Below are 10,568 nucleotides of genomic sequence, written 5' to 3' on the forward strand. Positions count from 1 at the left end.
TGGAACACTCCCGCATTTTTTACTTCTATAACAATGGAGAAGAAGAAATCTACATCGGTAGTGCTGACTGGATGCGGCGCAATTTAGATCGTCGGGTGGAAGTGATTACTCCAGTGCAAGAAGCAGATATTGCTAAAGATTTGCAAGAAGTATTAGGAATTATGATGGCAGATAACCGCCAAGCTTGGGAATTACAGCCTGATGGCAGTTACATCCAACGCCATCCAGGTGAGGATTGTCCGGAATCTCACTCACAAAAAATTCTCATGTCTATGGCATTGGGTTCAAATAGCATTGCCTAAAATATGATTGATTCAAAACACTTCTTGAAACATAGATAACTAGGAAAACGCGAGTTCTTTAATAAAACTTTAATTTTTGCCTCAGCTATCCGATCAATATTTATAAGTGCATAGCAATTATTCAACCAAAGGATAGAGTCAGTGCCACCAGTACTTCCCATAAACTATAAAAGTTATAGTACTTAATCGTTTCCTTTAATGTTAATGCTGTCTTGTAAACCTTCTACTGTTGTGCGTATTTTAGTGGTTGACGATCACGAACTGACTCGTTTAACATTGCAATTGGCTTTTTCCTGCCAGGAAAACATTCAAGTTATAGGTTTAGCCAGTAATGGTCAAGAAGCAGTGGAAATGGTTAGGCGTCACCAGCCAGATGTGATTGTTTTAGATTTACAAATGCCAGTGATGGATGGTTGGTCTGCTTCTGGTCATATTAAAGCAATTTCCCCTGAGACTCAAATCATTGCTTACTCTTCGGTGGAAGACACGAAGTTGCTGGAGAAAAAAGCAATGAGTAGTTTGGATGCTTTCTGCAAAAAAGATGTACCTACTAGGGAACTAATTGATTTGGTTAAGCAATTAGGGCAGCGTGAGTGCGATCGCTCCGTTGCATAATAAGATAAACCCAGTGGTAACTCAAAGAACGAATAGTTAGAAATATGGTAACGTTAAAGGCGTCGGTTGAAGTCTCAATTGAGACTTCAACCGACGTAATTTAGTATTATATCGCTGCTTCAGTCCGCTTAATTGCTTCCTGTTTGCGGAAACGTGCGTCTAAATTCGTCGAGTAAATCATCCATTTCTTCTAAAGCCTGATTTACATCAACTCTTAAAGTTCCCAAGTTGGGTTGCTCCAAAAGACTCAGCAAGTACTCGCGTTTGCTTTCAACTACAGCGATTCGTTCTTTTATAGTCTGTATATCCATTGTTTTCTTTGACTGTTTACTCTTCTCAAGTTTAGCTTTGATTGTAGTAAGGACTGAGCGTCCTTGATTTAAGCGTTGAAACGCTTACTACGAAAATACTCATACGTAGTAACGACTGAAGTCGTTAATTTCAGCGTTGAAACGCTTACTCGTATTTTCAAACTATAGTCTTTTGCTACCGGGGCGGCACATAACCGATGATAATAAAGCTGAGGTCTTAAAAATTTATACTAATCGGAAATTATGCTACGCCAATTTTCCTTGGGAACACTCGGTATAACCGTCGGTGGGATTTTGACCATCATGGGCTTCGTCGCTTACGCTGCTGACTATGCCACACTTAATCTTGTCGGATTTTTTTATGGGATTCCTCTACTGCTGGGAGGATTCGCACTGAAGGCAAATGAACTCAAACCCGTACCTTTCACTGAACCTCCAACCCCATCAGTATTAGCACTACGCGAACAGCAAGCAACTAACACTCAAAAAGAAATTCGCAGAGACATTACTCAATATAGCTACGGTCAAGATGCTCATTTAGATAAGGCTTTGTCGTTTTTGGGTTTAAGTCCGACAGATGAAGAACGACCATTAATTACAGGCTTCAGAGAAACAGAAATTAATGGCGCTTATGCTTTAATTTTAGAATTTGATTCGCCAATGATACCAATTGATATTTGGGAACAAAAGCTAGATAAAATGACCAAGTTTTTCGGTCCGGGAGTTGAAGTTAAAGTTACCCAGACAGCTGAAGATGAACTTGAACTGACGCTAATTAGCACTCCCAAATAGCGACTGTATGATGTCATGCAGTTCGTTAATAGTAATAAAAAGACTACAACCGTTGTAGAGACGTTTTGTCACAAGTCTCTACAATATTAGGAATGAGCGCAAAAATAATTGTAAGGCACATTATACAGTAGCGGGAATTCATGAATTCCCGCTACTTCCGACACGGCGTTACTATATTCTCATTCCTGAATATGTGTAATAAGCCTGTCATGATATTAGTTATTAGTCATAAGTCATTTGCGTTGCCGACTAATGACTAATTACTTTTCTAAACGAACTGCATACCACTGCAAATATTGACCAACACCAATATCTAACTCGCAACTAGTGTCAAGTAAATATTGAGCTTGAGCTTCCACAGAATTAAATGAGCGTAAGTCTTGTGGCAAATCTTGAAAGTTGAAGTTTTGCAGAACTTTTTTCAGCTTTTCTAATAACTCAGATGCAGTCAAAAATTGTTCTGGTTGGTTTGTTTCTAGGACGACAAAATCATCCTGCTGATACATTAATGAGTCTGGCATTGAAGAAAATTGGTAAGTTTATATCCAATTATTATAAAATTGTGCCAAGTCTGTCGATGATTAATAAATTGAAGTCTTAGACCAGGATTTGGCGAAGTCAGGCGATCGCGCTTACTTTTACTTGCTACAAAGCGCAAAGTAACGTCATAATGAAGCTTTAAAGGTTTTCAATAACATAGCAATTCCTATGAAGCAGTTGGGAAATATAAATACTAACTCCTGCCATATACCTGGCAAGACAAAAAAGTTAAAAAAATTGCCTTTGCGTTCCTATATTTTTTATGCAACTCAGTCATCTACCATTAGCTTGGGTCAAAACAATTAGACTTCTGTCAGAAGTCGGGGAAACTCAGGGGTCTATTGTCCGAAAACAGTTGATTGTCAAGCCGGATGCACCCAAACGGCAATTTCTGACAATGAGTGTGCGATCGCCTAAATACCCAAATCACAGATCGCTGGGATAACGCACCCTAACTACCCCAAAGTTACCCAGTCTGAGAAACAGACGGGAAAAAACTTGGTTGTTCTAGGTGCTATTTTGTCACAATCAGAGCAAAAACCCAGACACAAAAAAATATTTACCACTACCGCAGAGCGTAAGTTCTTGGGTTTTCCGGTAAATTGCAAACAGTCAATGCCTGTAAAATCAACATAACGCAAGAAAGCGTCAGAATTTATCCTTTTTATTCAATTAATATTACAGGCTCTGGTGGTTAAAATAGCAAAATCTTGAAATATAAATTAATAGCTTGCCTCCAGATGCCGTATTCTTTGTGGAACGCAACTCATGTCAGGCGAAAAACCAACTTCTATTTCCAACAAACCTCCTCTAATTCTGCTGGCTGATGATGACAAACCCATCAGAGTGCTGTTGCGTGAATTTCTAGAAAAAGAAGGTTATCGAGTTCTGGAGGTAACAAATGGTAAGGAGTGTTTAGAAGCTTTCTTAAGTGTTAAACCGGATCTAGTTATGTTAGATGCGATTATGCCCGTGATGGATGGCTTTGCCTGCTGCAAGCAGCTGATTCAAATTGCCAAAAATAACTTGGTGTTAGCTGTAGCCAATTTTGATACTGGTGGATCTTCTCTAGGTACTACTGTAATCTCAAAGCTATGGGAGCGCACTCCCATATTGATGATTACAGGATTGGAAGATCCAGAGTTAGTAGACCGTGCTTTTGAAGCCGGAGCGAGCGATTTTGTCACCAAACCAATTCACCTGGGGATATTGCGTCAACGAGTACGACGATTGCTGCAACAAGCGCAACTATACAAACAACTAGAAGCTGCTAACAAGGCTCTACAGCATCTTGCTAACGTGGATGGTCTAACTGGTGTGGCTAATCGCCGGCGTTTTAATGATTATCTAAATTCTCAGTGGTTGACTTTAGCATCAGAGCGATCGCCTTTATCACTTATTCTCTGTGATATCGACTTTTTTAAACTTTATAACGATAAATATGGTCATCCGGCTGGAGATACGTGCTTGCAAAAGGTTGGTACTGTCTTAAGCCAGACAGTACAGAACTCTCAGGATTTAGTTGCGCGTTACGGTGGCGAAGAATTTGCAGTAATTATGCCGAATACTCAGATGGGTGGAGCTGTTCATTTTGCCGCTGCAATGCAAGCTGGAGTCAGGGAGTTAGAAATTCTTCACGAACCATCAACTATTAGTCGCTACGTCACTCTTAGTTTGGGGGTAGCAACCACGATTCCTACTTTTGAATCTGAACCCTCATCTTTAATTCAAGAAGCAGATAAGGCTCTTTACAAGGCAAAAGCAGAAGGACGCAATCGCATTATCCTTAAGCAAATGCTTGATTGAAAATGTTGGGCAATGGGCAATGGGCAATGGGGCATAGGGCATGGGGGAGCCAGTGCCGTGCGGAGGCGTCCTCCGTTGAGGCAACTGGCGTCATGGGGCATGGGGCATGGGGCATGGTTTAAGTGAAATTCTGAAACTTCTTTTTATTTCCATTGCCCATTGCCCATTGCCCATTGCCCATTGCCCAATGCCCTAAGAAGGATAAACTGGCAAAGTGAAATGGAACCATGCTCCGCCGGTAGGGGCAGAATCTACCCAAATCTGACCGTAGTGTGCGCGGATGATGCGTTGGCACAAACATAGTCCAATGCCATAACCTTCTGTGGCTTCATCGCGTTTTAGCCGGAAGTGGTTTTCAAAGATGCGATCGCGGTTTTCTTCAGGAATACCAGGACCAGTATCGCCAATACTAAACTGTACTTTTTGAGTGGTGCGGTGCAGTCCACAAACGCTAATCTTACCGTCATGTGGGGTATATTTAATGGCATTATCTAAAAGATTTACCAACACTTGGCGGATGCGTTCTGGATCGGCATACACATAAGGCAAGTCTTTGGGGATATCTATTTCTACCTGTTGCGATTTGGCAATGTAGCGATCGCCTAATTCCTCTAGTACATCTAAACATACCTTGCCAAGGTTTGTCTTTTGTGGTATAATTGGCAATTCTGTTTCAGTTCCTCGACCAACTTCCAAAAGGTCAGCTATCATCCGGTCAATTGTGCGAGTTTGACTGCGAGCTTGCTTTAATAAATGTACAGCCATAGCTGGTTTGAGGCGCTGGAATTGATTGATATCAGGATTGTAATCAGATTGCAAAGTTTCTAAAGCGATCGCACAAGCAGTTAGCGGATTGCGGAGGTCATGAGCTAACATAGCGATTACTCGGTCTTTAAACTGTATTTGCTCTTGGAGTTTTTCTTTTTCCTGTTTCAAGCGAAAAATTTCATCCGAGAGTTGAATTAGTTCAGCCGAAGCAACAACTGAAGAAATAGAAGTTATGCTTGATGCCACATGAGCGTTGTCGTCAATGGTTTCTTGCAGCTCATTCTCTAATTTTAAATAAGCTTCGGTGATTACCGCTTGCCAGCGGGGCCACCAGGTTTTCAGTTGGGCGATGATATTACTGCCAGTGAGTATCTGCCTGGGGTCAGGACGGATTTTAATTAACGCTGGCGTTGCTACCAATTTAAAGTGTTCCGCCAAATAGGGTTGTTGCCCAACATCGACAATTTGAAGTTCAAATTTATACTCAGCCTGTAATTCTTTGAGAAAGGCGCGTATTCGCAGTACTTGCTGTCGGGACTTTGGACGTCCATCGACAAATAGTAAGAGCTGGAGTGGAGCCTCAGAGTAAATAGGCTGATCCTGGGAAACTTGCATGTAATCGTGTTTCAGCACTGGTAACAACCCGGCGACGCTTGAGAGAAATTAGAATTAACGGACAATTGTCGATGGTGGTTCGTTTTTCTCAATTTAATATCTATTTTAGATTTTTCATACTCCCATTCGATCTGCGTTTTTAACATGAGACACATATTTTTCAGCTTTTTGCTTCTTTTTTGGTTAATTTCTGTTCCTAGAAACACCTTAGCTGCTGAATATAAGCCAGAATCTGTCCAAAGTCCAAATTCTGCATTACAGCCAGCGAGCAAGAGCTTTTATAAATCTGCCAGTTTGTTAGTGCAGCAGCAGATCAACTTGATTGCTCGCATTGAGCAAGCATTATCTCAACCTGATGCCAATCGAATGCGAGCTGTTCGGGGGCAATTAACAATTCAAGTTAAGGCAACAGAAGGTTTTCTCAAATATCAGTACAATAGCCCGAAAGCTTTATGTACTCCAACGGATTCTTCTACGAGATTGCCGAAAACTTCGCAGTTAACGGTGGAACAAATACAAATATATTGTTCTTTGTACGCTTCCAGCTCAAAATTGTCAAACCTTGCTCCATTATTAGATAGGTTGTTATCTCGACGGGGAGAGTTGGCGTTAGTAAGAGAGCTACCACTAGTATCTGGTGAACGACAATCAGATCCAGTGCTTTCTATCGCACTCACGCAGTATCCCAACTTGGGAAAACCAGCGATACCTTTTTCCACATGGGAGCCGATACCACCAAATCCGCCACTTTTAATCGGTATAACTGCGAAAACAGCCATAGCTGATTATGTACCGCCACGGCAACCGACGATCGCACCTCCAGCAGAAGCGTTGACTACTTTAGAAACTGCTCTTCAGCTCTTAGCAACAGCACAAACAGCATTTCCCCCAGACATAAAATTTAACGATCCGAGGGAAAATTTTACTAAACTCGATCGTTTTGCCTACGATCTCGACCCTCAAGAGCCGCAGATTTACGCAAAGTTTCTCACTTCACCTAATACTGGTATTTTTCGCGTCTTGCCGCATACAGCTTACAATCGTCCCCTGAATACACTTCAGAATCGATTGCAACCTAGCGTCAGCGATCGCTATCCATTTCCGTCCTTGGGTGAGGCTAAAGGCGGATTTACTCCTAGTCTAGCACTTGTGATGGTTGGCGATAACTTTCAGTTAAAGCAACAAGGACTAGATTACAACTTTATGGTGAATGTCGGCGATATCCCCTTAGAAAAATTGGATGCAAAGCTGCAAGTTATTTCACCCCAGACGCGGAAATTTTTTCTCAACTATCAGCCTCCCAAGCAATTAAAGGCATTACAAGTAGAGCAACGACGGTTTGTCACTGGGAAAAACCAACAATTTAATCATCAAGTAATTTTAGCGGGTGCGAAATCAGAATTGAACCGTACTTATTTAGTGCGATCGCTACAATTCCAATTACCAGAAATTATTGTAACTGGTCAGCCTCTAACCCCAACCCAGCGGCGCCATCTTGACCAATTACAACAAATGCACAGCAGTGACATCATTTTCGCCTTCCGTCCCGTTCGTCGGCGTTCTGATGGCAGCTACACAGTTCTGTGGCGAGTTCTCAATCAGCTACCCGCACCGCAAATTGAAGATTTAGAGAACTACGTGAAATTTTAACCTACAGGCGCTTCTATTCCTGTGGCTATACGAACAAACCCTACCTACGTAGCCTTTTTCATTTCAAGTCCGCGTCAACCCTCGTTCCCTGCCCCCAGCCAGGGAACGTGCAACTTCTTGGAGGCTCTGCTTCCAGTCATATTAAACATTTTCACGCTTTTTTTCTTTGAAAATGTTAGTTTAGCAGCATCTACTATAACTAGAAACCCGGTAACTCCTGTGAAACCGGGTTTCGCAGGAGAAACCGGGTTTCGCAGGAGAAACGTGAATTTTAACTTGGGATAATAGACACCAAGTTGATTTTGAGCAAAGTGAAATACTTGTTTCATAGTTATGCTCATTCCCCAGTTTCCATAAAGACAAAATTTACAATACCTGATGTATGAAAATATTAATTCAACACCGTCATTATGAAAACGAAATTAGTGGTGTTTTAACTTATATTTATTCGATTATTCCCGAACTCGAAGCCAAAAAAATCGAAGTAAAAACTATATCTACAAAACAAGACAATATCGCCAAATGGTTTACTTATATTGCTTGGGCAGATATAGTCCATATGAATTCAAATGACTTATCTTTTACCTTGCTATGTAAAGCTTTGCATAAAAAGATAATTATTAAATACCATTATTGTCTTTATCAATCTACTCATACTATTTACAAGCCGATGAAGTTGACACAACGGCTGAAAACCGAATTTAAACAGACATTACCGAAAGCTAACTATCCATTGAAGTGGAAATTACACACTTTTGTCAAATGGGCACGCCTATTAACTCGCCTTTCTACGGCACTATTAGCTGATTATCATACAGCTTGTAGCAATTTTTTGGGAGAATCTTCTGCCTTTCCTTGGTCAGTCGATACTATATATAATCCGATTCAAATCAAGTCAAAAAACCAACTGAAAACTAAAGAAAATTTATCTTATCCATATAAGTTTATTTTTGTCGGTAGATTAGCTAAAGATAAAGGCGTAGATATTTTATTAAAAGCAGCGCGGATTTTACAAGATGAAAAAAAAGAATTTCAAATCATCATAATTGGCGATGGCGGACAATTTCAGGAATTAAAACAGCTAACGTCTAATTTAGAAATTGCCAATCAAGTTAATTTTTTAGGTAAACTTCCTCAAAAAGAAGTACTTCTAAAAGTTCAGGATTCTTTGGCTTTAATTGCTCCTTCTCGTTGGCAAGATCCAGCACCTTATGTAGTGCAAGAAGCCTCTAGCGTTCAAACCTGCTCAATTGTCTCAAAAATGGGAGGATTGCCAGAAGTGGCAGGACTGCACAGCCTATTTTTTGAAAATGAAGATGCAGAAGAATTAGCCAAATGTATGCGATACTGCTTAGATAATCCGGATGAAGCAATTAACCGGGGTTTCCAGTCTAGCCAATACGTTGCGGAAAAGTTCTCGGCAGCGCGTGCTGCTACTCGATTGCTGGAAATTTGCCGTGAACTCACTCCCAAAGCATTGGAAACATAATCTGATACTTATAGTAATTTTGTAGGGTGCGTTACGCCTTCGGCTAACGCACCCTACGAGGCTTTGTTGATAAATTCTCGACAGTCTGCGCTAGCGTAGGAATTGACACTTGTTTTGTGATTTCCTGTGGTGCTTTGTAAACGTCCAGCTGTATTTCTGAGTTTGGCTGTTTTACTCTCGTCGTTAACAGCTTGTGCTAACAGTCCTGTTGCCAAAAATCTTGAGGACTCTTTGGCAGCAGATCCCAGACTGGAAAACAACTCTGTTATTTTTGGCAAAGCCAAGCAAACCGAAGCGCAACAACTTCCCCAATCAACAGTTCAGTTACCTGCTGATTTTCCCTCAGATATTCCGCTTTATACTAATGCCCAATTACAAGAAGTTACACCCTCAAGCAATGGTGTATCAACTCGTTGGCTGAGTTCTGACCCTAGTAATATAATTGAAGACTTTTATCGCAATCAGTTTCAAAAGAATAACTGGCAGATTTTACAACAACCTACAGATCAACAGTCTAATGTTTTTGCAGCGCAGCGCAATGATTTACAGGTGAAAGTTTCCATACAGCCGAAATCAGTCACCAACCCAGCACCCAATCAACCGCAGACAGCGACTGAATTGTTGATTGAGTATGGAGGTAATGTTACTGCAACGGCACAACCTACGCCAACAACAAACAAGAGCGAAACTAATAATAACGTTCCTCAACCTGGCGATTCGCAGTTTGTTGGACCTGTGCCACCTGCAAATGTAGCATCATCAGCAATTACGCCAGATAATAACATAACAACGTCGGAATTTAGCGATTTGAATAAAGTATCGCCAGAATTGCGACAACACATCCAAGATTTGGCTGCATTAGGCGTTTTGTCTGTAGAATCAAATGCAGCTAAAACCAATACGGCGACAAATCAGTTTGAACCGAATAAAATCATTACTCGCAAAGAATATGCTCGTTGGTTAGTAGCGACGAACAATGCGATGTATGCTAATAATCCGGCAAAACAGATTCGCTTGGCATCGGAAAGCGGACAATCAGCTTTTAGTGATGTGGCGAAAAATAATCCTGATTTTGGACAAATTCAAGGTTTAGCGGAAGCTGGTTTGATTCCGAGTCCTTTGTCTGGAGATTCTACAGAAGTTTTGTTTCGTCCTGATGCACCTTTGACGCGGGAACAGTTGATTTTGTGGAAATTACCCCTCGATACCCGTCAAGCTTTACCTGGGGCAAATTTAGACGCGGTGAAGCAAACTTGGGGTTTTCAAGATGTGGGGAAAATTGACCCGAAAGCTTTACGCGCTGTGTTGGCAGATTTCCAAAGTGGCGAACAATCGAATATTCGGCGGGTGTTTGGTTATACGACGCTGTTTCAGCCGAAGAAGCCAGTGACGCGGGCTGAGGCGGCGGCGGCTTTGTGGTATTTTGGTACTCAAGGCGATGGAGTATCGGCGAGTGATGCGTTGAAGTTAAAGCGAAGTTAAAGCGATGTCTGACGACAAGCCGCTGCGCGTCTACGCCTCAACAATAACTCAACAATAACAATGTTAAAGTGGGCGAAACACTGCCCGCTTTAGAACTCCTTTACAAAATATCTCTAATTTATAAAAAACTGTTAAAGACAATAACAATGTTAAAGTGGGCGAAACACTGCCCGCTTTAGAACTCCTTTACAACCTCTC

General features: G+C 41.3%; 11 protein-coding genes and 1 pseudogene. 8 read left to right on the forward strand and 4 right to left on the reverse strand.

Annotation, left to right across the window (positions count from 1 at the left end; all coding sequences use genetic code 11):
* Window positions 1-302 (forward strand): annotated as a pseudogene (locus AABK37_RS37355) (RNA degradosome polyphosphate kinase); the annotation flags it as partial.
* A 198-nt stretch (window positions 303-500) separates the two neighbouring features.
* On the forward strand, window positions 501-917 hold the full coding sequence (locus tag AABK37_RS37360) for a response regulator (protein WP_432556499.1): 417 nt from the start codon (window positions 501-503) through the stop codon (window positions 915-917).
* 128 nt (window positions 918-1,045) lie between these two features.
* Here AABK37_RS37360 and AABK37_RS37365 read toward each other — a convergent pair whose 3' ends face one another.
* Window positions 1,046-1,228: a hypothetical protein gene (locus tag AABK37_RS37365; RefSeq protein WP_039742376.1), complete on the reverse strand. Its 183-nt coding sequence runs from the start codon at window positions 1,226-1,228 to the stop codon at window positions 1,046-1,048.
* A 243-nt stretch (window positions 1,229-1,471) separates the two neighbouring features.
* On the opposite strand from AABK37_RS37365, the gene AABK37_RS37370 reads away from it, so the two are divergent.
* Window positions 1,472-2,020 (forward strand): DUF2854 domain-containing protein, encoded by a 549-nt coding sequence (locus tag AABK37_RS37370; protein WP_432556500.1) that lies wholly within the window; start codon window positions 1,472-1,474, stop codon window positions 2,018-2,020.
* Between the two features lie 260 nt (window positions 2,021-2,280).
* On the opposite strand, the gene AABK37_RS37375 is transcribed toward AABK37_RS37370, so the two are convergent.
* Complete coding sequence (locus AABK37_RS37375) at window positions 2,281-2,541, reverse strand: chlororespiratory reduction protein 7 (protein WP_432556501.1); 261 nt, start codon at window positions 2,539-2,541, stop codon at window positions 2,281-2,283.
* Between the two features lie 281 nt (window positions 2,542-2,822).
* On the opposite strand from AABK37_RS37375, the gene AABK37_RS37380 reads away from it, so the two are divergent.
* Window positions 2,823-3,005 carry a hypothetical protein gene (locus AABK37_RS37380; protein ID WP_432556502.1) on the forward strand — a complete coding sequence of 61 codons (183 nt, stop codon included), beginning with the start codon at window positions 2,823-2,825 and terminating at the stop codon, window positions 3,003-3,005.
* Between the two features lie 323 nt (window positions 3,006-3,328).
* Window positions 3,329-4,366, forward strand: a complete 1,038-nt coding sequence (locus AABK37_RS37385) for a diguanylate cyclase domain-containing protein (RefSeq protein ID WP_432556503.1) — start codon at window positions 3,329-3,331, stop codon at window positions 4,364-4,366.
* Here the strand turns inward: AABK37_RS37385 and AABK37_RS37390 are convergent.
* Together AABK37_RS37390 and AABK37_RS37395 are read right to left on the reverse strand one after the other, a co-directional pair.
* Window positions 4,347-4,481, reverse strand: a complete 135-nt coding sequence (locus tag AABK37_RS37390) for a hypothetical protein (RefSeq protein ID WP_432556504.1) — start codon at window positions 4,479-4,481, stop codon at window positions 4,347-4,349. The two genes, AABK37_RS37385 and AABK37_RS37390, sit on opposite strands and share 20 nt — an antisense overlap.
* 77 nt (window positions 4,482-4,558) lie before the next feature.
* Window positions 4,559-5,767 carry a histidine kinase gene (locus AABK37_RS37395; protein ID WP_432556505.1) on the reverse strand — a complete coding sequence of 403 codons (1,209 nt, stop codon included), beginning with the start codon at window positions 5,765-5,767 and terminating at the stop codon, window positions 4,559-4,561.
* A gap of 126 nt (window positions 5,768-5,893) precedes the next feature.
* Here AABK37_RS37395 and AABK37_RS37400 point away from each other — a divergent pair, with 126 nt between their 5' ends.
* The 3 genes from AABK37_RS37400 to AABK37_RS37410 all read left to right on the forward strand — a co-directional run bounded on the left by AABK37_RS37400 (window position 5,894) and on the right by AABK37_RS37410 (window position 10,370).
* Window positions 5,894-7,399: a hypothetical protein gene (locus AABK37_RS37400; RefSeq protein WP_432556506.1), complete on the forward strand. Its 1,506-nt coding sequence runs from the start codon at window positions 5,894-5,896 to the stop codon at window positions 7,397-7,399.
* Between the two features lie 382 nt (window positions 7,400-7,781).
* The gene (locus AABK37_RS37405; protein WP_432556507.1) at window positions 7,782-8,888 is read left to right on the forward strand and encodes a glycosyltransferase family 4 protein; all 1,107 of its coding nucleotides are present in this window, start codon (window positions 7,782-7,784) and stop codon (window positions 8,886-8,888) included.
* Window positions 8,889-9,014: 126 nt separating this feature from the next.
* Entirely contained in the window at window positions 9,015-10,370 is a 1,356-nt protein-coding gene (locus tag AABK37_RS37410) for an S-layer homology domain-containing protein (RefSeq protein ID WP_432556508.1), read from the forward strand.
* Window positions 10,371-10,568 lie beyond the last annotated feature (198 nt).

Source organism: Tolypothrix sp. VBCCA 56010, assembly GCF_050875635.1.
Classification (GTDB): domain Bacteria; phylum Cyanobacteriota; class Cyanobacteriia; order Cyanobacteriales; family Nostocaceae; genus Hassallia.

Coding starts and splice junctions, on each gene's coding strand:
- AABK37_RS37365 (WP_039742376.1), bottom strand. CDS start 1,228: ATGGATATACAGACTATAAAAGAACGAATCGCTGTAGTTGAAAGCAAA.
- AABK37_RS37405 (WP_432556507.1), top strand. CDS start 7,782: ATGAAAATATTAATTCAACACCGTCATTATGAAAACGAAATTAGTGGT.
- AABK37_RS37385 (WP_432556503.1), top strand. CDS start 3,329: ATGTCAGGCGAAAAACCAACTTCTATTTCCAACAAACCTCCTCTAATT.
- AABK37_RS37360 (WP_432556499.1), top strand. CDS start 501: ATGTTAATGCTGTCTTGTAAACCTTCTACTGTTGTGCGTATTTTAGTG.
- AABK37_RS37375 (WP_432556501.1), bottom strand. CDS start 2,541: ATGCCAGACTCATTAATGTATCAGCAGGATGATTTTGTCGTCCTAGAA.
- AABK37_RS37400 (WP_432556506.1), top strand. CDS start 5,894: ATGAGACACATATTTTTCAGCTTTTTGCTTCTTTTTTGGTTAATTTCT.
- AABK37_RS37380 (WP_432556502.1), top strand. CDS start 2,823: ATGCAACTCAGTCATCTACCATTAGCTTGGGTCAAAACAATTAGACTT.
- AABK37_RS37370 (WP_432556500.1), top strand. CDS start 1,472: ATGCTACGCCAATTTTCCTTGGGAACACTCGGTATAACCGTCGGTGGG.
- AABK37_RS37390 (WP_432556504.1), bottom strand. CDS start 4,481: ATGCCCCATGCCCCATGCCCCATGACGCCAGTTGCCTCAACGGAGGAC.